At 31.9% G+C, this 22783-nt stretch carries 15 protein-coding genes and 5 pseudogenes; 15 read left to right on the top strand and 5 right to left on the bottom strand.

Annotated elements, in window-relative coordinates:
* The first annotated feature begins 86 nt into the window (after positions 1 to 86).
* From THEWI_RS10490 to THEWI_RS15055, 3 genes are read left to right on the top strand one after another with little or no spacing between them, the layout of a single operon-like run.
* A complete protein-coding gene (locus THEWI_RS10490; protein ID WP_052877863.1) occupies positions 87 to 1013 on the top strand; it encodes a uroporphyrinogen decarboxylase family protein in 927 nt (308 codons plus the stop codon).
* A 54-nt stretch (positions 1014 to 1067) separates the two neighbouring features.
* Entirely contained in the window at positions 1068 to 3155 is a 2088-nt protein-coding gene (locus THEWI_RS10485; RefSeq protein WP_244262224.1) for an ASKHA domain-containing protein, read from the top strand.
* On the top strand, positions 3152 to 3571 hold the full coding sequence (locus THEWI_RS15055; protein ID WP_244262366.1) for an ASKHA domain-containing protein: 420 nt from the start codon (positions 3152 to 3154) through the stop codon (positions 3569 to 3571). The genes THEWI_RS10485 and THEWI_RS15055 overlap by 4 nt, the downstream gene beginning before the upstream one ends.
* Here THEWI_RS15055 and THEWI_RS10480 read toward each other — a convergent pair.
* A pseudogene (locus THEWI_RS10480) lies at positions 3527 to 4114 on the bottom strand (IS481 family transposase); the annotation flags it as partial. The gene THEWI_RS15055 and the pseudogene THEWI_RS10480 overlap by 45 nt on opposite strands.
* Positions 4115 to 4256: 142 nt before the next feature.
* Between THEWI_RS10480 and THEWI_RS10475 the strand changes: the two are divergent.
* Together THEWI_RS10475 and THEWI_RS10470 are read left to right on the top strand one after the other, a co-directional pair.
* Positions 4257 to 4838: a DUF6431 domain-containing protein gene (locus THEWI_RS10475; RefSeq protein ID WP_014063394.1), complete on the top strand. Its 582-nt coding sequence runs from the start codon at positions 4257 to 4259 to the stop codon at positions 4836 to 4838.
* Positions 4839 to 4974: 136 nt separating this feature from the next.
* Entirely contained in the window at positions 4975 to 6333 is a 1359-nt protein-coding gene (locus THEWI_RS10470; RefSeq protein WP_014063393.1) for a DDE-type integrase/transposase/recombinase, read from the top strand.
* Positions 6334 to 7078: 745 nt separating this feature from the next.
* Here THEWI_RS10470 and THEWI_RS14000 read toward each other — a convergent pair.
* Positions 7079 to 7695 (bottom strand): annotated as a pseudogene (locus tag THEWI_RS14000) (transposase); the annotation flags it as partial.
* 199 nt (positions 7696 to 7894) lie between these two features.
* Here THEWI_RS14000 and THEWI_RS15860 point away from each other — a divergent pair.
* From THEWI_RS15860 to THEWI_RS10445, 3 genes are all read left to right on the top strand, one after another.
* Positions 7895 to 8041, top strand: a complete 147-nt coding sequence (locus THEWI_RS15860; protein ID WP_341853087.1) for a hypothetical protein — start codon at positions 7895 to 7897, stop codon at positions 8039 to 8041.
* A 610-nt stretch (positions 8042 to 8651) separates the two neighbouring features.
* Positions 8652 to 9020 (top strand): type II toxin-antitoxin system Phd/YefM family antitoxin, encoded by a 369-nt coding sequence (locus THEWI_RS10450; RefSeq protein WP_014063392.1) that lies wholly within the window; start codon positions 8652 to 8654, stop codon positions 9018 to 9020.
* Positions 9021 to 9022: 2 nt separating this feature from the next.
* Positions 9023 to 9388 (top strand): type II toxin-antitoxin system RelE family toxin, encoded by a 366-nt coding sequence (locus THEWI_RS10445; protein ID WP_014063391.1) that lies wholly within the window; start codon positions 9023 to 9025, stop codon positions 9386 to 9388.
* Between the two features lie 416 nt (positions 9389 to 9804).
* Here the strand turns inward: THEWI_RS10445 and THEWI_RS15660 are convergent.
* Both THEWI_RS15660 and THEWI_RS10435 read right to left on the bottom strand, forming a co-directional pair.
* Positions 9805 to 11524, bottom strand: a pseudogene (locus tag THEWI_RS15660) (IS1634 family transposase).
* A 260-nt stretch (positions 11525 to 11784) separates the two neighbouring features.
* Positions 11785 to 13035, bottom strand: coding sequence for a transposase (locus THEWI_RS10435; RefSeq protein WP_014063390.1), 1251 nt, complete (start codon positions 13033 to 13035; stop codon positions 11785 to 11787).
* 418 nt (positions 13036 to 13453) lie between these two features.
* Between THEWI_RS10435 and THEWI_RS10430 the strand changes: the two genes are divergently transcribed.
* From THEWI_RS10430 to pfkB, 7 genes and pseudogenes are all read left to right on the top strand, one after another.
* Positions 13454 to 14470, top strand: coding sequence for a LacI family DNA-binding transcriptional regulator (locus tag THEWI_RS10430; RefSeq protein WP_052877886.1), 1017 nt, complete (start codon positions 13454 to 13456; stop codon positions 14468 to 14470).
* A 161-nt stretch (positions 14471 to 14631) separates the two neighbouring features.
* Positions 14632 to 15591 carry a substrate-binding domain-containing protein gene (locus tag THEWI_RS10425; RefSeq protein WP_014063388.1) on the top strand — a complete coding sequence of 320 codons (960 nt, stop codon included), beginning with the start codon at positions 14632 to 14634 and terminating at the stop codon, positions 15589 to 15591.
* A gap of 275 nt (positions 15592 to 15866) precedes the next feature.
* A pseudogene (locus tag THEWI_RS10420) lies at positions 15867 to 17380 on the top strand (sugar ABC transporter ATP-binding protein).
* Positions 17373 to 18317, top strand: coding sequence for an ABC transporter permease (locus THEWI_RS10415; protein ID WP_014063386.1), 945 nt, complete (start codon positions 17373 to 17375; stop codon positions 18315 to 18317). The pseudogene THEWI_RS10420 and the gene THEWI_RS10415 overlap by 8 nt, the downstream one beginning before the upstream one ends.
* Before the next feature lie 98 nt (positions 18318 to 18415).
* Entirely contained in the window at positions 18416 to 19360 is a 945-nt protein-coding gene (locus THEWI_RS10410) for a sugar kinase (protein WP_014063385.1), read from the top strand.
* A gap of 47 nt (positions 19361 to 19407) precedes the next feature.
* Complete coding sequence (gene fba / locus THEWI_RS10405) at positions 19408 to 20262, top strand: class II fructose-1,6-bisphosphate aldolase (protein WP_014063384.1); 855 nt, start codon at positions 19408 to 19410, stop codon at positions 20260 to 20262.
* Positions 20259 to 21203 (top strand): 1-phosphofructokinase, encoded by a 945-nt coding sequence (gene pfkB, locus THEWI_RS10400; protein ID WP_014063383.1) that lies wholly within the window; start codon positions 20259 to 20261, stop codon positions 21201 to 21203. Before fba ends, pfkB begins: the two co-directional genes overlap by 4 nt.
* Before the next feature lie 326 nt (positions 21204 to 21529).
* On the opposite strand, the pseudogene THEWI_RS10395 reads toward pfkB, so the two are convergent.
* Positions 21530 to 22747: pseudogene (locus THEWI_RS10395) on the bottom strand (IS256 family transposase).
* Positions 22748 to 22783 lie beyond the last annotated feature (36 nt).

The raw sequence follows: 22783 nt of genomic DNA, 5'->3' as shown, positions 1-22783 counted from the left end.
ATAAAACAAAAATGAAATAGGAGGGGTTAAAAATAGACCTTCTTAATGCCTTATTCAAAGAAAACAAACTACCAGTAGTACCTTTAATGGGTTTTCCAGGTATTCAGTTGACAAACACAACAATAAAACAAAACTTAGAAGATGCACAAACACAATTTAAAACTATAAAAGCATTAAAAGAGAAGTTTAATCCCGATGCGGTTTTATATATGATGGACCTTTCTGTTGAAGCAGAAGCCTTAGGGTTAAAAATAAACAAGCCTGAAAACGAATCCTATACAGTTTCAGAACATCCAATAACAAATATAGAGGAATTAAGAAAATTAAAAATCCCTAACCCTTTAAAAGATGGTAGAATGCCTTTATTCGTAGAGGTAACAAAAAAGATGGCAAAAGAATTTCCTGATGTACCTAAAATAGCATATGTGATAGGGCCATATACACTTGTAGGACTGATGACAGGAGCAGAGAACACCGTTATAAATTCTATGATGGAAGTTGAATTTGTACACGAAGAATTAAACTTTGCAGTAGAAGTCATAAAAAGGTATGGAGATGCCCTAATAGAAGCAGGAGCTGATGCCTTGTGCATATTAGAACCAACAGCTACAGTATTATCTCCTGCGATGTTTGAAGAATTTTCAGGTAACTATGTAAAGCAGTTAAAAAAATATTGGAATTACCCTACTATACTACACATATGCGGTAATACCACTCATCTAATACCGAGTATGGTCAAAACAGGATGTGATGGATTAAGCCTTGATTCCGATGTAAGCCTAAGAGATGTAAAATTTCAAATACCAGATGGGGTACTTATAATAGGAAACCTAAACCCAGTTTCAACAGTAGCCTATGGCAAAAGAGAACAAGTAGAAAAAGAAATAAGGCGGTTAATAGAGGATATGAAAGACAAAAAACACTTTGTACTCTCATCAGGCTGTGACATACCAGGAGATGCAGATCTTGAAAACATACAATTAATGTTTGATGTAGCGAGAGGGAGAATATAAGTTTAAATGCCTTAATGTCAATAACAAAAATGATATGCGAAAAGGAAGATAAAAATGAAAGTAAAAGCCTATCCTATAGAAATTGATAAAGAATCTGTAATAAAATACCTTGGATACAAAGACAAAAAAGTTCCAGAGGATATTTCAAAGGAAATAGACATTGCTATTAAAGAATCTTCTCAAATAATAGATGCTAAAATCTGCTATGACGAATTTAAAATACAGTATGATGAAAGCAAAAAACAAATTATTTTACCTGATGGAAGTATTTTTAAAGATGAATATACTGTAAAGAATATAAAAGACGCTGACTACATAATAATGGCAATTATGACATTAGGCAAAGAAATAGACGATAAAATTTCCTATTATTTTAACAATGGTGATTACATGAAAGGCATGATATATGAGTCTATTGGAGTAGCTGCATTAGACTATTTAAGCAAAAAGTTTTGGCAAGACCTGATGAAAGATGTGTCAAAGCAAGGTCTTGGCATTACACATAGATTATGTCCAGGGGATAGCAGATGGGATATAAAAGACCAGCGAATAATTTTTAAGAATCTTGATGCTTCAACAATAGGGGTATCTCTAAATGAAAACTACATGATGACTCCTACAAAATCAACTTCTATGATATATGGAATAGGTAAGAATATTAAAACATCACTAATTGACCACGAGTGTGAAGATTGCGACCTTGTAAACTGCATTTATCGACACACATCAAAAAAGACGAAGCATGTATTAAATGTAGAATACATGGGACAAAGGAAAACAATACTTGCTGAAAAAGGAGAAAACCTTTTTAGAGCGCTAATTAAGAATAGCATAAACATTCCAAGCGATTGTGGAGGACATCATATATGTGGTAAATGCAAAATAATAGTAGATTCGGATGCAGATATAAACGAAGTAGAAAAAAAGTTTCTCACAGAAGAAGAAATAAAATCAAATATAAGACTTGCTTGCTTTTTAAATGTGGACAGAAATTTAAATATAACCATACCAGATACAAAAGGGGAAGCAGTAATACTGACAGATAACAAAGGAATATCACTTAAATCACTTAAGCCAAGAGTAATGAAAAAATTTCTAGACCTTTCCAAACCTTCATTAGAAGACCAAAGAGGGGACTATGAAAGAATTACTGATATTTTAGGTAAAGAAACAAAAATTCCTTTTAAAATCCTCAATAAATTGCCAGATATTTTAGAAAAACATAATTATCAAATTGTCTCAGTAATACGAAATAATGAAATAATCTCGTTAGAAAACTTGGAAAGTTTTAACCAAACATATGGCATAGCTATTGACATAGGTACAACAACAATTGCTGCGTATCTTTACAACATACAAACTGGAGAAAAAATTGATGTAATTTCCACATTGAACCCTCAAAAAACCTTTGGGGCAGATATCATATCAAGAATAGATTACACAATCACAGAAGAAGATGGACTTCAGAAAATGCACGAGAAAATAATTGAAGAAATGAACAACATAATTAATAACTTTTGCAAAAGAAATAAAATAAGTAGGCAAAGAATATATGAAGTCATATTAGTAGGAAACACTACAATGATCCATTTTGTTTTAAATGTACCTGCAAAAAACATTGCAAATGCACCTTTTATACCTGCTTTTACCTCCAAAATGGAGATAAAAGCAAGAGAGCTTAATATAAATATAAATCCAGAAGGGTATATAATAACACTGCCAATGGTAGCTTCCTATGTAGGAGCAGACACAATTGCTGCTGTATTAGCAAGCCGCATGTATGAAAAAGAAGAAATAAGCCTGCTTGTTGATATAGGGACAAATGGAGAAATAGTTCTAGGAAATAGAGAAAAGCTTGTTGCTTGTTCAACTGCTGCAGGTCCAGCATTTGAAGGAGCAGGAATCACATTTGGGATAGGTGGAGTTGTGGGAGCAATTGATCATGTAGAGTTAAGTAAAAGACCCATCTACACAACAATAGGGAATGCAGAGCCAAAAGGAATTTGTGGTTCAGGAGTAGTAGACGCTATAGCTGAGCTTGTAAAACTAGGAATAGTAGATATGACAGGAAGAATACTTTCAAGAGAAGAAATTGCGAATAAAGATATACCACTGGATATCATAGAAAAAATAAAAAAATAAAAGAATACAAAGACGAAAAAGCTTTTCAACTTGATGAAGAAAATGGAATATATTTAACACAAAAAGATATAAGGCAAATACAACTAGCAAAAGGAGCAATATATGCGGGGATAAAGGTACTAATAAAAGAAATGGGGATAAAGGCGAAAGACATCAAAAAAATGTATTTTGCAGGTGGATTTGGTAACTATATAAGTGTAGAAAGTGCTGCTACAATTGGGTTAATACCAAAAGAACTAAAAGACAGAGTAGAACAAATAGGAAATGCAGCAGGGACAGGAGCAGTGATGGCTTTACTATCGGAGGATGAACTAAAAAAGACAGAAGAAATTAAAAAGATGATAAAGTATATAGAATTATCAAGTATGCCATCATTTCAAGAAGAGTTTATGTATGCAATGTATTTCAAAAATTAACCAAAAAATCCGGTACGTGGTGAAGACATATTTACTACCTAATTTATTCCGTAGGAGGGTATAGAAGGTATTTACTTTTCTTAGAATTTCTTCAAGCAATAAGGTGGGGAATAGGAAAACATGGGAGGAAACCAGCACTTTGGAATCCTTAAACTTTTCAAAAGGAGTCCTCCCATTCATTCCCTTCCCATTGTGAGGTCTAAAAAAGTTCCATGTATCTTGCCACTTTTGAGCTCTTACCATAAATTCTTCTTTTGTTTTACATCTTTCTGCATGAATTATCAAAAAATATTCGTCATCTGCTCTGTGGGAATTTTCAATTATGCCCATTAGATGCTTTGCCCTAGGAGGAATGGGATTAAGTTCTACTCCAAGATAGTATAACATACTATTCCACTCCTCAAGCTTTTTTTGACTACCTCCACAAAACTCTGCACCATTGTCTAATCGTATTTTGATTGAGTTTCTCACGTTGTGAGTTCTTAACCATAATGCAACTAAAACTATAAACATAAAGCCAAAGGTAGAAGACAATTCATAAGTGTCATTTCTCAAATTAATTCAGCCCAAAACCGATAAAATTTTTCAGATTAAATAATCTTGTGATAAAATTAATGCTAAAGGAATGTGAAAAAAATTCATCACATTCTTTTAGCATTAATTTTTTAATTGGAGATGTTGTTTTATGCAAATAATTTTTCATGTTGATAACATTGAAGAATATTTGCAAAGAAGTAAAGATTACAATTTTCCTGACCCACCAGACAGATGCCCTCATTCTGACTGCAAGTGCAGAGTAAAACTAAAAAAGCACGGTTTTTACTACCGTTACTATTTAGATGGACCTAACTGTGTAAAAATAGCCATAAGAAGGTATATATGCCCTGTGTGCAAAAGGACTCTTTCCTACCTCCCTGATTTCTGTATTCCTCATTTTCAGTATTCTTTCAATATGATTGTAAAGTCTTTAAAAGAGACACTTACAAGAGAAAAAACTCTCAGTTCTTTCATAAATGACTTAAAAAGAAACTTCCCTACCATACTATTTTCAAGACAGCATATATATTTTTACACCAAAAGGATAATGAATAATTTAAGTTTTATCATATATGGATTAAGGCAAATAGACCCTTACATAAAGTTATTCGAGGTTAGTTCTCAAAGAGAGAGGGCCAGAGAGATTTTGGACATAATAAACATTGTACCACTCTTTTCCCAACAGTTTTATGCCCATTGCCAAAAATCATTTCTGGCCCCTCTCACATAATTTTAGCATTAAACATGAAAGATTTAAATAAAAATTTTGATTTTTTCTTAGCAACATAGCTTTTTCCTTTAATGTCCCCCAGATATGAGCTAAAATTACGATTAAGAAATCAAAAAAGTGAAGGGGGAACATATAAATGCTTGATGAAAAAGCGAGAGAAGCTATAGCATTAAAGAGATTTTCACTGATAAGTCCGGTGTTAAACGGACAGGTAAAAAATCAGAAAGAATATTTTGATGCTCTTTCCGATAAACCTATTGAGATACCTTATCTTGGAATGAGAAGATATACTCCCAAGACACTTAGAGGGTGGCTGTATCAGTATTTAAGAGGTGGTATAGAAGCGTTAAAGCCGGGTTATCGAAGTGACAGAGGCAAATACAGAAAGATAGACTTTGAACTTTCAGAGAAAATAAAGCAAAAGAAGCTTGAACATTCTGAAATGCCCAACAAACTTCTTTATGAGACATTGATAGGAGAAGGAATAATATCACCGGATAAAGTATCCCTTTCGACATTCTATAGGTTTTTGAAAAACATTCCTGTAAAATCTCTAGATAAAGAAAAAGAGGGTAAAACAAAGAGGTTTTCCCATGAATACATCAATGAACTGTGGCAAACTGATGTCATGTATGGGCCATATATTAAAGAAGGTAAAACAAAAAGACAAACGTACCTTATTGCATATATAGATGATGCTTCAAGGCTTTGTACCTATGCTCGCTTTTACTATACCCAGAATTTTTTAGCTTTAAGAGACTCATTTAAAGAGGCGGTGCTAAGAAGGGGGATACCCAAAATGCTTTACACTGACAACGGAAAGATATATAGAAGCACTCAATTGGAATATATCTGTGCTTCACTAGGCACGTCTCTTATTCACGCTGAGCCTTTTTCACCTCATTCAAAAGGAAAAATAGAAAGATTCTTTCATACGGTGAGAATGAGATTCTTAAGCACAATAGATCCTACCTCCGTAAAGAGTATAGATGAACTCAACATGATGTTTTTTAAATGGCTGGAGGATGATTACAACAGAAAAGAACATAGCAGTATTGGCATGAGTCCTTTAGATTTTTTCATGTCACAAGTATCAAGAATAAATATGTGTAACATAGATATGTTGAATGAATGTTTTCTCATAAGAGTAAATCGTAAGGTAAATAAGGATGCTACACTTAAAGTGGAAAATATACTTTATGAAACAGAAGAAAAGTTTAAAAATATGCACTTAGAAGTCAGATATGACCCTGAGTGGCTTAAGGATAATACACCGCTTCTACTTTATTATGAGGGCAAAAAAGTGGGGGAAGCGTATAAAGTGAACTTTCATGAGAATGCTAAAATTCCTGCTGCGTATATAAAAGGCAAAAATGACGTAAACGAAAATGAAGAAATAAGTGATTTTACCAAGCATAAAGTAATCTCTTTTGGCTCTTTGTCAATAGTTGGGGTGGGTATTTTTCTGAATGCCCGCCCTATAATTTTGTATTAGAATATAAGTAACTATTGTTTGTAAATTTTAGAAGAAGATATTTAAATTAAGGGACTTAAAATGAGTAAGTATTTAGCTGTTTTCCAAATCAAGTGTGAAGCAGATAAATTATTAATCTGTTTGCTGCAACGACCTTGTTTTGAAAGGCGGCAAACAAATTTATATTATGTGGTATAACAGTATTATTTGCGATGATGAAAGAAACAAATATGTTGTTTCCACCTGTATAGATTTATCCCAGAGATGTTAAAACAGTCCTCAATAATCTATGTAATCATTTTGAGGAAAAAACACATTTTATTTATGCGAATACAAAATCAAAACAAAAAAGACAAAAGACGGTAGATATATTTGAGTTCTAAGCAGGGGAAAGTCATTGTAGGATGAAGAGGACAGAGCCATAAGAATGGCAGGGTCGCACACAAAGTATTAAAAACTATATTATCAAAAAATTGTTAACTTTTTTCATCTTTATTTTAAAACTTACTTTTGAAGAAAATATGAAGAGAAAATAAATATAAAAGTACGTTTTTTTATGAGATTTTCAAAACTGGAATTAGGAATGGAGGTGAGTTATGAAACCTATATTTGATAAAGTATTTCGGTAATATGTCAAGAGGGTGATAAAAAAATCAAAGAAAAAATTTAATAAAATTAAAATAAGAGAAAAAAGGGCATAGCAAAGCTAACCATCACGCAACAAGCTGATGAAAATTAATGTAAAATATGGTTATGGGATAATATGTTAACTTATACAATCATCTCCTTTCATTATTGGGGATTTATAAAGTTTTTCTTCGCGCAGCAGAGCGAAGACTAACCTTACAGTTTTACGTGCAGTCAATACAAGAGCACGTTTATGCTTGTGAGTTTTGCTTTCTTTAAATTTGCGAGTATTATAGTATTGTAAGAACTCAGGTAAATGCTTCCTGAGCTTAAAGCTGCTTGAATAAAATAATATCTGAGATACTCATTACCAGTACGCTTGAGATATGTGTTCTCCGCTTTAAAATCAGTAGCATTAATTCTATAAGACTTGCGAACAGCCTCTTGAAGCAATTTAGCTGTAGCTTCTGGATCATCAAAACGATCTTTACTCTTATCAACCAAAAAGCTGGCAAGTTCATCAAGCGGTCGAGCCGCAATATCATCAAGGGTGAAAAACTCATTAAATATTTCAGTAGCAGCTTTAGCAAAATTATTACTAAAGACTTTATTTTGGCACAAACCACTAAACTTAAGGAACAAATTGCTGAGTAAATAATTTTTTTCTCTAACAATACTATTAACAATGTGAAAGCGATGGCGAGTAAGCCTCTTTAGAGCAAGGTATCTAAAATCTACAGAACAAGATTTAGGGAGTATGCATAACTGAAGGAGATACACTTGAGGAAGCACTATATATGGCTAAAAAAGCTTTAGAGCTTTTTATATACAATTTAGAAGAAATAAGGAAGCAATCCCAGCTCCAACGGCTCCAGAAAAAATAAAAGTTCCTGAGGGGGCTTTCGTTACTTTCATTACTCTCATTGAAGTTTATATGCCTCCTGTGAGAGATGAAATGGCAAATAAAAGTGTAAAAAAGACAGTTACACTTCCACGGTGGTTAAATGAAGCAGCAGAGAAAGCTAATATAAATTTCTCACAAGTACTTCAGTATGCTTTAAAAGAACAGTTGAAAATAAGGGAAAGAGGTAAAAAGATATAACTCATATTGTACCATGTGACTATATAATTAATTATGAAGGAAATTTTCTAAAATATATAGGAGAAGGTATTCCTCTATCAATGAGGACTGCTGGAAATGTGGGAAACTCAAGTGTTTCGAAAATTGCCTGGAATAGAGTGATAAAGTATGCATAAAGTTGTGAGCGTGAAAACAACAGATGATTATAAACTGTTTGCTACTTTTGATAAGGAATTGTAAAGGAATACGAGATGAAACCAAAGCTTAACGAGTGGCCATTTGAGTTATTAAAAAACAAAGCCTTTTTCAGAGCGGTAAAAGTTGATGCTGGTGGGTATGGTGTGAGTTAGAATAGTGAAATAGATTTGAGTGAATATGAGCTTTGGAAAAATGGAAAGAGATCAATTTGGTTTAAATTTGTTTTAAAGAAGAGAAGAGAGAAGAGGGGGAATAAAAATAATATTGACAATATTTTTAGCTTCAATATCTTTAAAATTCTAACAAGTAGTAGAAAGTATTAAATTAGGCTTAATACTTCATTAAAATTTTCATTAATTTTTAATTGAAAATTTGTTATACTAGTAGTATAATTTAATTAAGCAAAGGATAAAATAGGAAGGAGGGATATACATTGTTAAAAGCGGGTGATGTAGTTATGAGTAAGAGAAAATTTTCCAACCTTAAAAATCTGGTTTCGTATATGATTTCTGTAAGCGACTTAGGAAGAGGAAAAGCATCTAAGATTATAGAGGAAGTTGCTAAGAAAAAGGAGCATTATATAGTTATAAAAAACAATAAACCACAGGCAGTAATTATACCTATTGAGCAGTATGACGAACTTATGGAAGCACAGGAAAATTTGGAACTTTTGCAGCTTGCAATTGAAAGAACAAAGAACTTAAAAGAAGAAGATCATATACCTTTTGAAGAAATTCTTAAAGAAGATGGGCTAACTAGAGAAGAATTGAAAAAGTATATTGATATGGTGGAGATTGAATAATTATGTGGGACATTTCTTTTATACCTGAAGCGAAGAAAGATTTGTATAAGTTAGATAAAAATATCAGGACTATTGTATACGCAGGTATTGAAAAAGTAAGCTCTAATCCTCTTCCCCAAAGCGAAGGTGGCTATGGGAAACCTCTAGGTAACAAACATGGTAATAACCTGACAGGTTTTTTTAAGATAAAGTACAAAAATATAGGAATAAGAGTAGTGTATACACTTGTTAGAGATAAAAAACTTATGAATATAATAGCTGTTTCTCCAAGAGATGATGATTATTGTTACTCAGTAGCAGAGAAGAGAAAAAGAAAATACGGACCTGAGCTATTAACAAGCGAGTTTGAGAAATTGGAAAGTGACTGATTTTACTTAAAAAAAATTAAAAGAAAAAGAGGGGGAATAAAGAATATTGACAATATTTTTGACTATTATGGCTGTACTTATGTGGTTTATTGCATTTTGCATGCTTTTTAATATTAATTTTGAATACAAATATAGCTTTTTAAAAATTTCTCTAGAAACGGAAGAAAAGAAAAATTGAGGTATTATAAAGTACGTTCATAATTGAGAGCGATTCGATGCTACCATTTGTTTCCATAAAAAGAAAATAATCGCTTTTTCAGAAAGGATATTGGTTTTTATTTCTGAAAAAGCGATATTTTTTGTGTTTTAATTTTTTAACCTGACTTTTGCAGCAGAAAAGGATAAAAAATGCCCTCAACTCCTTTAAAATAAAGGGTTTAGGGCATTTTAATTTTGTCATAAGGTTGTAGTGAAAATTAACTTTTTTTCGTTTGTCCTAAAATTTTTTTAATCTCTCCCAGCCTCATAAATTTTTTACTAAAATCAATACTTAACTCTTTACCTATATCCTCAAGAACATCATTATAAAAATCAAAAAGATAATAATTCTCCTTAATATGACTACAAGATGCTCTTCTCAAGCTCTCAAGTATCTCTGATACAGAATATTTTCCCTTTAATCTATGCTCCAGTATCCTTGCAATTACAAGTGATATAAAACATGTCAGAAAATGAGCATCAATGTGATCCTTTAATGATAAATAAACCGGTCTACTCTCAAAATCACTTTTCGTTACCTTGAAAGATTCTTCTATCTTCCAAAGCCCACGGTACATTTCAATGGTTTTCTCAGGGGTTCTTTGTATTCACTGGTAACAATAGGATAGTAACCGTCAAACTTTTCCTCTTCACGTAATCTTTCTTCATCGAAAACTAAATGCTCATGAACACTCTCCAATATTTCAACGGTGTTAGGGTCAAATGTAAGGTTTTTTACGTATTTGGCAGCACCATATGCTGTTGATTTATTGTATTTATAAGGATTTTTAATCAAATCCATCGCTTTAATTAATGCAGCTTCACGATCTTGCTTAGCTTTTGCTGCATATTTAGGACTATAGAAAATAACCTGTCTTTCATCCACTACCTTTTTTATCTTTTTCCCGTTTGTTGCAGTTACTTGTATTTCTCTTGGATAAAGCCTTGATTTAATTTTAAAACCATCACCTTTGTCGATATATCCATTTTCATCAAGAACATAGTCTTGAAAATCCTTGTCTGCACTACGAATAGAATAGCTTAATACATAACCATTTTTAGCTGATAGAATGTACCAAATATTATCTCCAGTAGTTAACCCTTTGTCTGCTACTACAATAATTCTGCCTAAAGAATACTCACGTTGAATTCTACTTAAGGCGGGAATCAAAGTAGTTTTATCCGGAGCATTCCCAGGAAAAAGCTTATATGTAATGGGTATACCATTTGTGTCCATAAATAATCCCATCTGTACAATAGGGTCAGGATGATGTTCTTTTGAAACACCTTTTTTCCTAAGGTCATCCTGCTCATCAATTTCAAAATAATAATTTGTAACATCATAATAAACAAGCTCCGTATTGCGATTATACAAAGATTTAATACGTTCATGAAGCCAAAGCTGAAGAGCATCACTGTGTTTACTAAACAGAGAAAGGCTTCTATAATATATCATCCAAAGAAAAATCAAATTTTTCAAAGAACATATCTTTGTTTTCATAAGTTTTTTTCTTAGAAGCAGGATAAAGCAAGCGGGAGAATACCAGTAGTTTCATGATGGCATTTGCATCATATTTTTCATTTGAATGTCGTTGCCTGTTTCTTATAAATTTATCTATTCCAAGTTCATGATAAATTTTACTCAAAGCAGTATAGCCAAAATTCTTGCGAGCATTATAATTAGAATCCATAGATTCATTTAAAGAAAGCTGGAGATTAATAGAAAGCTTCTCATTATTATTCTTCTCATTCATCTTACGAACTTCTTCAGTAAAAAAAAGCAATTGGATCATCATATTCTTTTAGAAGTTCATCCAGATAACCAAGAGAGCGGACTGTGGACGTACGAGATTGCTTAGTTTGCTTATCATAATAACTATTAACAATTGACAAATAAGTTCTGCCTGTTTTACGGTTCGTACTTTTTTTAAGATACAAGTTTAAACACCTCAACAATCTTGTAATACGAAGGATTATATTTTTATTATACCACAATTCGCCAGAAAACGCTAGTAAAATTTGACGAAAAACAGAGATTTCGCATCTAATTTCCAATAAAACTTTTTTCTTGACAGGAAATCAGACGTATTCTATTTTGTTGAAATTTTGGAATTTGAAAAGGCCGTAGGCCGTGTATATAGATACACTTTCCCCCTCCCCATTATATCGAAAAGATATACTTCCAATTTTATTATCAACTATGTAGTGTTAAAAATTGGATTAATCCAATTCATAATTATCAACATTTCATCTTTCAGATCTTCTATTATATTTATCTGCAAATGTCTTTTCCCTCTAAATCCCCTAATGTTTCTAAAAAAGTATAATTGGGTCAAGTTAAAGGCTATCATCATGAATCCAACTATAGCCTCTACGCCCCTAGGGCTATGCAAATAGCAATGATCAAAATGACACTCTGTTTTCAATTGGTGAAATACATTATTTTCAATATCCCATCTTTTATGTATTATCTTCCATAAAGTCTCAACACAAATATTTTTGTTGGTGGTTACAATCCAGACTTCTTTTAACTCTTTCTTATCACCTTCTTGAATATTCTCTAAAAATCTTATAAATCTCACCTTAATATCCATACCCCTCATTTCAAATCCATCATCATCCCAAGCACTAACGATAATCTTCTTTGTGTTTCCTTCACGCACTATCCATTGTTTGTCAGCTTCACGTCTTTGAAACAGTCCTAATGCGTCTTTAACAATATGAAGCCTTTCATCTTTTACTCTGATAACTGCATCCATTCCAATTGCTAGAACTTCCATAATCCATGATGCTTTGCAATACAAAGCATCCGCAACTATAACATCTGCAAAATGATGAAATTTTTTATAAAGCTTTCTAATAAGTCTTTTACCTCCAGTAATTTCACCTTCATCTTTATTTGAAAGGTCTTTTTTAGGTTCTAACATCTCATAGCCTAATACAATATGGGGATCAGAACCCACAGTTGCACAAACAACTGCTCTGTGGAAGTAATGAGTTATTCCTTGTTTATCAACACGGGTAAGGCATTTTTCACACCTCTTTTTTGTACTTTCAAATATCTCAACTCCATCAATAGCAGCAACCTTTATTCCATCTATTGTACCATTTCTAAATACCTTATTTTTGAATATAGTGCTTATTATATGATCATGCAAAATATTCAAACCGTTTATATCAAAACTACTTAAGGAACGTCTAACAGCATCAATATGGGGCAATCTTGTTTTCTTTGGAAATAAATTTTTAAATCTTCTTTTTTTAAGCCAATGTTCAAGTCTATTAAAACTTTTAAGTCTACAGATAAATGTAAGCAAGACTATAAAAGAAATAGTTGAAGTCTCAATTTGAGGATTTAATCTTCCATCTTTTAACCCCTTGATTTTTTCTCCAAGATGGTATACCTTAGAGAAGTAGGTGAGCATTTGTTTTAAATAGCACTTGTTCATCTTAACATCCTTTCTATTGAATTGGTTACAAGATTCATTATAGAAAGGATGTTTTTATTTTTAAACACTAAATTTTTTTCCAGTAAAAATCGGAATTTACATGCTTCAATTATTATTCATCTAATCCTTGTCATATCATGGGCTAAGCACTGTTTGTTTTTTAATCTGCGAAATCTCTGTGACGAAAATTTAAAAAAATTTTACCCGAAATCATTAGTAATATAAATGGTTTCGGGTTACATTAATTCAAAATTTGCTGCAAAACTAGGGAACTAGGGGGTACAAAGCAAAAAATTTTTAATCTAAAACATATTGACAAAATTAACAATTTGGTATATGCTAAAATTAGAACGTTTCAATCATTTATATAGTTAATAGTTAAAACGTTTCAAATTATTTAAAAGGGGTTAATAGAGTGATGCCAACCATAAAAGATGTAGCAAAGTTAGCAAATGTATCCATTGGTACAGTTTCACGTTATTTAAATGGATACAATGTTAAAGAAGAGAATAAGAAAAAGATAGAATTGGCTATTAAAGAACTTGACTTTAAATTTAATCCTATGGCAAAAGGATTAAGAACAAATAAAACTTTCTCAGTAGGAGTTTTAATTCCAAGTATAACTGATATCTTTTGTACACAAGTAATCGAAGGTATGCAAGAAACTTTTGATAAATATAACTATAGTATTATTATCTGTGATACAAGAAATAAATTAGAAAATGAAATAGAAAAAGTTAAATTTTTGATGGCAAAGCGAGTTGATGGAATTATTATTATGCCTGTAAGTAACAATGGTGAGCATATAAAATTGATTCAAAATAGTGGAATGCCGGTAGTACTTATAGATAGGTTAATAGAAAATTTAAGCTGTGATACCATTGTTTGTGACAATGTAAATGGTGCTTACGAAGCTGTAGAAAACATAATAAGGAGAGGGCACCGCAAAATTGGAATTATAGCTGGTCCTCAAAATATATATACAGCAAAAGAAAGATTAGAAGGCTATAGAAGAGCATTAAATGATTACAATATTGAAATTAATGAATCGTTTATAGTTTATAGCGAATACAAAAAAGGAGCTGGATACGAAGCCTATGAAAGACTTTTAAATTTAAAAGATAGACCTTCAGCAATTTTTGCTACAAATTATGAAACTACTCTAACTGGAATAATTTTTTTTAAGAATATGGGGATTTCGATAGGAGAAGATATTTCTTTTTTTGGATATGATCAAACTGAATTATTTCAAATGTTAACGCCGCCTTTATCAGTAGTAGTTCAACCTATGAATGAAATTGGGAAGGACGCTGCTGAACTTTTAGTAAAACGTATGAATGGTGATATGTCATTTTTTCCGTTAATTAAACGATTAAAGACTAGTATTGTAGTAACAGATTCAATAAAAAATTTAATTGACACAAAAATAGAATGATTATTTTAATGCGTAGTTAAAATTAAAACTTTTAAAAAATTAATATAGTTTATAGAATTAATATTCCTAACAAAAGAGAGGGGGTGAGTTTGAAATTATCTTTAGAGATGATTTATTGTAAACTAATAGTTTAAATTAGAGTTGGAAAAGGAGGGTTATAAATGAGAAAATTAATTAGTATTATCACAATTATCATGTTTTCTTTATCAATCATTTCTTTAAATGGATGCCAAAGTAAATCCTCAACCACCACATCAGCAAATAATGGAAATAAAAAGATTACAATTGGTGCTTCTTTATTAACACAACAACATCCATTTTATGTTCAACTTAAAAATGCATTAGAAGAGGAAGCAAAAGCCGAAAATGTTGATTTAATAGTATCAATAGCTAATCAAGATTTAAATAAACAAATATCGGACGTTGAAGATTTTATTACTCAAAAGGTTGATGCAATAATTATAAGCCCTGTTGATTCTAAAGGGGTAGCTGCAGCAATAAACAAAGCGAAGGCAGCAAATATTCCTGTTATAGCAGTTGATATACCTGCTACTGGTGCTGAGACAGTATCTTTTGTAGGAACTGATAACTATACAGGTGGGAAGATAGCAGGAGAAGAAATGGCAAAAGTATTAAATGGTAAAGGTAAAGTTGCTATAATAGATTATCCCACAGTCCAATCTGTAATAGATAGAGTAAATGGATTTAAAGAAGTAATTGCTAAATATCCTGATATAAAGATTGTAGCTATCCAGCCAGGTATTACAAGGGCAGAAGCATTAACAACAGCACAAAATATTATTCAGGCACATCCAGATATCGATGGTATATTTGGGTTTGGCGATGATGCAGCGCTTGCAGCTGTTGCGGCAGTAAAAGCTGCTAACAAAGAAAATCAAATAAAAGTAATAGGTTTTGACGGTATGCCAGAAGCGAGAAAAGCAGTTCAAGATGAGAAATGTTTTGTAGGTGTGGTGACACAATATCCTGATGAGATGGGTAAAATAGCTGTTCAAACAGCTGTTAAAGTGATAAAAGGTGAGAAGGTTGATTCAAAAATACCTATAAAACCGGGGTATTTTGATAAAAACGGAGAACATAAGGACATAAATATAGAATAAAATTTTGTTAGAGTATGTAAAGGGAAGACCTTTACATACTCTAATATATACTTTCATTTTATTTTAAAATAAAAAGCAAAACAGATAAAAATAAAACAGATAAAAATAGATAGTACAATTTAGTTCATAAAAAAAACAAAAAATTTTATTATTGTTGTATATTTTAGGATAAAAAGACTTAGGAGAATAAAAACCACTCTTAAAAGTAACTTAAAACGAACATTTTTAGGATTTATACAACTAGTCTATAACAATTATAAATTGAGGTGTTCAAAATGTTACTAGATGCAAATATAATATTAGAAATGAAAAATATATCAAAATCTTTTAGTGGTATTACTGCACTATCAGGTGTCAACCTAGCTTTAAAAAAAGGTCATGTTCATACAATACTTGGTGAAAATGGAGCAGGAAAATCAACGTTGATGAAAATACTAGCGGGAGTATATCAACCAGATGAAGGAGAAATATATATAAATGGTGAAAAGGTAACATTTAAAAATCCGTTGGATTCTCAAAAAAAAGGAATAAGTGTTATATATCAAGAACTTAGCTTATGTCCTAATCTTTCAGTTGCTGCTAATATATTTGCTAATAGGGAACAGATAAAAAATAAGTTTTTTTAGACGAAGCTGCAATGTTTAAAAAGGCGGAAGTCATCTTAAATGAATTAGATTCTAGGATTAATGTAAATGAAAGTGTAAGAAATTTAACTATATCTCAACAGCAACTTGTTGAAATTGCAAAGGCTCTTTCTCAAAATTCTAATATTTTGATTATGGACGAGCCTACATCTGCACTTAGTGAAGCAGAGACTGAAAGATTATTTAATATAATTAGGAAACTTAAAGAAAAAGGAGTATCTATTTTATATATTTCTCACAGAATGGACGAAATTTTTAAGATATCAGATGAAATAACAGTTTTAAGAGACGGCAAGTATATTGGGACAGTTTTGGCTAAGGATGCTAAAATTGATCAATTAATTAAGATGATGACAGGACGAGAGTTTAAGGATATATATCCTCCAAGAGTTAGAAATATAAGTAATGATGTTTATTTTAGGGTTAGAAATCTTTCATGCAAAGGTTATTTTGAAGATGTTAATTTAGAACTTAAAAAAGGAGAAATTTTAGGAATATTTGGAATGGTTGGTGCTGGTAGATCTGAAGTTGCAAAAACTATTTTTGGTATAATGAAAAAAAATAGTGGTGATATTGAAATAGATGATCGTAGGGTTGAAATAAATTGTCCACATGATGCAATAAAAAACGGCATAGCGTTTGTAACAGAAGATAGAAGAAAGGAAGGTCTTGTACTTATAAATTCAGTAAAAGTAAATATAACAATGGTAAGTTTAGCTAATATTATAACAAAACTTGGTTTTTTAAATGCTGAAAAAGAAAATAACATAGCTAACAATGCTGTTACAAAATTGCGCATAAAGGTTACGAGTATTGACCAGAAAGTTAATAAGTTAAGTGGAGGTAATCAGCAAAAAGTAGTATTAGCAAAATGGCTTGAAATAAGACCCAAAATATTGATCTTAGATGAACCCACAAGAGGAATTGATGTTGGAGCAAAATATGAAATTTATCAGATTATAAGAAGGCTTTCTGAACAAGGTATAGGTATAATACTAATTTCATCAGAACTACCTGAGGTTCTTGGAATGAGCGACAGAATTATTGTTATGAGGGATGGAAAAATAGTTAGAGAATTTAAAACAGGAGATACTTCCCAAGAAGAAATAATAATGTATGCAACAGGAGGTAATAATAATGGATAATTTTATAAAAAACTCTTTAAAACCTTATTTTGGTATTTTATTAGGGCTTCTTGCATTGATTATTGTTTTTTCTGTAACATCACCAAAATTTTTTGAAATAGGTAATTTTATGAATATATTACTTCAATCATCAATAATAGCTATATCTTCTTTTGGAATGACTTTTGCTCTAATTATTGGAGGAATTGATTTATCAATAGGTTCAACGATAGCTTTAGCAGGAACTATTATAGCAATTTTAATACAAAAAGGTATGCCATTAACGATTGCTCTACTTGGTACACTTATTGTAGGAATTATATGCGGGGCTTTTAATGGTACACTTATTGCCAAAGCACATATTCCTGCGTTTATAGTTACTGTTGCTACTATGGGTATATTTAGGGGAATTACATATTTACTAACAGGTGGTGTTCCGATTAGTATAGACAATAAAGCATTTTTGTATATAGGTAATGGGTCATTAGGCATGATTCCGTTCCCTGTAGTAATACTAATTATACTTTTTATATTTATGCAAATTTTGCTTGGGAAAACTAGGTTTGGCAGACATGCATACGTAATCGGAGGTAATGAAGAAGCAGCAAGGTATGCAGGTATAGACGTCGAGAATGTACAAATGCGTATTTATATGATAACAAGTTTAATGGCTACAGTGAGTGGCATTATCCTCGCTTCAAGGCTTTATTCTGCTCAGCCTAATGCTGGTAGTGGTTATGAGCTTGATGCAATAGCCGCTGCAGTTTTAGGAGGCACAAGTCTTAGTGGTGGATATGGAACAATAACGGGAACATTTATTGGTGCTATGATTATGGGTGTTATAAACAATGGCATGAATTTATTAAATATGTCGTATTTTTATCAATTAATTGTTAAAGGAATAGTAATACTTATTGCGGTGTTTATAGATGTTCAAAATAAGAGAAAACTATTATAATTACAATATTTTGGTAATAAAATTTTTATAAAATGTCCTGACAAATTGGAAGAAAAAACAAGCTGATTTATAAAATATCATAGGAGGAGGATTTTAAGATGCCGCATGTAATTACTATAGGTGAAGTTCTTGTAGAATTTATGGCGAAAAATATAGATCAAAAATTTTATATTACAGGAGAATTCACGGGGCCATATCCCAGTGGTGCACCTGCCATTTTTATTGATCAGGTTGCAAAATTGGGAACCAGTGGTGGCATTATTTCCAAAGTTGGATTTGATGATTTTGGTAAATTAAATTATGATAGATTGAAGTCAGATGGGGTAGATGTTAAGTATTTTTCTTTTACAAATGAGGGTGCAACAGGCGTCGCTTTTGTAAGTTACAAGAATAATGGTGATAGAGATTTTATTTTTCATTTAAAAAATTCTGCCACGGGTTTTCTTAACATAGATGATATCCATGAGGAATATTTTGACGATTGTAACTTTTATCATATAATGGGTTCTTCGTTATTTAATGATAATATACGAAATGCCGTGGAAAAAGCAATTTCAATTGCTAAAAAGAATAATATTAAAATATCATTTGATCCTAACCTTAGAAAAGAAATCTTGCAAGATGAAAGTTATAAAAATTTTATTAACTATATATTAGAAGAATGCCATATTTTCCTGCCAAGTGAAGAAGAACTAAAATTAATTACAGGAATAGAAGATGAAGAGACTTCTATACACTTTCTTTTGGATAAAGGGATAGAGTATATTGTTGTAAAACGTGGTAAGAAAGGATGTACTGTTTATGATAAAAATAATAAAGTTACATTTGCCCCAATAAAAGTAGAAGAGATTGATCCAACAGGAGCAGGAGATTGTTTTGATGGCACGTTTATTTCTTTTTTAGATAAAGGCTTTGATGTCAAGACTGCGGCATTATATGCAAATGCGGCAGGTGCAATAGCTGTTACGCGTAAAGGGCCAATGGAAGGGACTTCTACTCTTCGGGAAGTTGAGGAATTTTTAAAAAGCCAGTCAAATATTTGAGGATAAAAAATTCTATAAAAAATTCAATGATTCTGGGGGTTAATGGGATGTCATTAGTTAACACTAAACAAATGTTGCAAGATGCAAAGAAAAACAAATATGCAGTAGGAGCCTTTAACATACACAACCTTGAAACATTAAAAGCGGTTGTAAAAACTGCAGCTGAGATGGAATCACCTTTAATTTTACAGACAACACCTGGCACAATAAAGCATGCAGGAGAAGACTATATAGCGGCAATGGCAGAAGTCGCATCAGAAAAATATGACATACCAATAGCACTACATTTAGACCACGGAAATTCCTTTGACCTCGTTGTAAAATGCATAAGAGCAGGTTACACTTCAGTAATGATTGATGGGTCAATGCTTCCCTATGAAGAAAATGTGGAACTTACAAAAAAGGTTGTAGAGGTGGCTCATGCAGCAGGTGTAACCGTGGAAGCAGAACTTGGGAATATAGTAGGCGTTGAAGACGATATGTACGTAAAAGAAGATAAAAGTGCATTTACAGATCCCAAAATGGCAGTAGATTTTGTAGAGAAAACAGGAGTTGACTCATTAGCTATAGCAATTGGTACAGCACATGGGATGTACAAAGGAGAAGTAAAACTTGACTTTGAAAGGCTAAAAGAAATAGCGAGCTTAGTAGACATTCCATTGGTACTTCATGGTGCATCAGGAGTTCCTGATGAGTTGGTAAAAAAAGCTATAGCACTAGGCATATGCAAATTAAACATTGCCACAGAATTAAAAATTCCTTTTACAAATGCAATAAAAGAAGTATTTAAAAATAACCCAGATGAGAGCGATCCAAGAAAATTCCTTGCACCTGGAGAAAAAGCGATAGAAGAAGTCGTAAAAGAAAAAATAAAACTTTTTGGCTGCGGGGGAAGGGCATGATACTGACAGTCACTTTAAATCCCTCAGTTGACAGAAGTTACAGAGTGGACAATTTTCAAGTGGGCAAAATTTTCAGAGCACAGGAAGAAAACAGCGTGGCAGGTGGCAAGGGAATCAATGTAACAAAGGTTATAAAAACATTGGGAGAAGAGGTAACAGCAACAGGATTTTTAGGCGGCAAATCAGGAGAATTCATAGAAGAAGAGCTTAACAAAATAGGTGTCAAATGTAGCTTTATCAAAATAGATGGAGAGACTCGTACCTGCATAGCAATTTTGGACCCTGTGTCAAAAACTCAGACGGAAATTTTAGAAAAAGGACCTTATATATCTCAAGAGCATATAGAAAAGTTTTTAGACAATTTTAATGAACTATCAAAGAGCTGCAATATCATAACAGCCTCTGGAAGTGCACCTTCTGGTGTTCCTGAAGATATCTATGTAGAACTAATAAATATCTCAAAGAAAAATGGTGCAAAACTAATTTTAGATACAAGCGGTGCATACCTATCAAAAGCCATTAGAGCAAAACCATTTATGATTAAACCTAACAAAGAAGAAGTAGAAAAACTACTCAATAAAGAATTGGGAGATACTGAAGAAATCAAAAAAGCGGCTTTAGAGCTCAAACAGTTTGGAATAACTATTGTGTCAATATCTTTAGGCAGTGAAGGTTCTATTGTTGCATGTGAGGAGGGAGTATTTAGACTTATACCACCTCAAATAAAAGTAGCAAGTCCTGTGGGCTCAGGGGACTCATATGTTGCAGGTATGGCAGTAGGCATAAAAAAAGGACTTGATATTGTTGATGCTGCGATATTAGCAACTGCATGCGGTGCGGCAAATGCCATGTATTACAAGACAGGATATTTGACGATTGAAGACGTAGAATATTTAAAAAATAAAGTTATAGTAACTATATATGAGAAAATTTGGAAGTGAAAAAGATTCTGTGTATTTAGATTAATTTCATACTCTTTCTTGGCAAGAATTAATTAGTTACCATTGAAAAATGCAATTTTAGATTTTTATTGGGAGTGAAAAAGATTTTGTGTATTTAGATTAATTTTATCCTCTTTCTCAGCAAGAATCAGTTAACATTTTTATCTGTTCTATCTTTAGTATGACCTTTTTTCTATATCTTATGCATGAAAGTGAATAATTTTGGTTAAAATATTTAATTAGGGATTCTGTAAGCTTTTCTTTAGAACCCTTGAATCCCTAGGAATTCAAGGGTTCTAAAGAAAAAATTTTTTCGGGCTTCGCCATTATAAGTATTTTTCAAGTCTGCCGGGATACATTATGATTAATTGATTTAATACTATATCCCAGTTTTTATACCTCACTGTCCATTTCTTTAATACATTCATTGTTACTAAGTATAGCATTTTTTCTAATGCTTCATCAGATGGAAATATTGTTTTTGATTTTGTAACTTTTCTTAACTGCCTATGGAATCCTTCAATTATGTTTGTTGTATACATTATTTTCCTTATTTCTTCAGGGAATTTGTAAAATGGACTTAATACATCCCAGTTATTTTCCCAACTCTTTATGGCATAAGGATATAGATTCTGCCATTTGTTTTTTAATTTCTCAAATTCATCTCTTGCTATTTCTTCATTAGCTGCTTGATATACTGCTTTAAAGTCTTTACTGAATTCTTTAAGGTGTTTATATGACACATATTTGAAACAGTTCCTTAATTGATGTATTATACATCTTTGTATCTCTGATTTTGGAAATGCTGCTTGTATTGCTTCTTTTATCCCTGTTAATCCATCTACAGAAAATACTAAAACATCTTCTACTCCTCTGTTCTTTAACTCATTTAATACTCCAAGCCAGAATCTTGAACTCTCATTTTCTCCAATCCAAATCCCTAATACATCTTTTATACCCTCTATCGTTACCCCTAATACTACATAAGCTGCTCTATTGATAATATGGCCATCTGTTCTTACTTTGTAATGGATGGCATCCATAAATATGAAAGTGTATATCTTTTCTAATGGTCTTGATTGCCATTCTTTTATTTCCGGTACTATTCTTTCGGTTATTTTACTTACAATTTCTGCAGATAATTCTATTCCATACAGGTCTTTTATCTGGTCATGAATATCTCTTGTTGACATTCCTCTTGCATATAGAGCTATTACTTTTTCTTCAATTCATGATATGTCTCTTTTGTATTTTGGAACTATTTTGGGTTCAAATTCTCCTTGTCTGTCTCTTGGAATATCAATTTCCATCTCACCAAATTGCGTTTTTACTGTCTTTTGAGTATAGCCATTTCTTGAATTTTGAGTATCTTTGTCTTTTTTGTCATATCTTTCGTAGCCAAGTTCTGTTGAAAGTTCTGCTTCAAGCATTTCTTGAATAGTATCTTTAAAAAGGTTTTTTAATGATGTATAAAGGTCTGGAATAGATTGAATATTGTTTTCACTAATGAAATTTCTTAATTGTTCTTTTGTCAATAGTGACATTTTTAAAACCTCCTTCTTGGTTTAGTATATGTTCTA

Origin of the sequence: Thermoanaerobacter wiegelii Rt8.B1 (assembly GCF_000147695.2) — a bacterium.
Lineage (GTDB): Bacteria > Bacillota > Thermoanaerobacteria > Thermoanaerobacterales > Thermoanaerobacteraceae > Thermoanaerobacter > Thermoanaerobacter ethanolicus.
The sequence above is the reverse complement of the archived record's forward strand: the minus strand, read 5'-3'. Positions and strand labels throughout refer to the sequence as shown.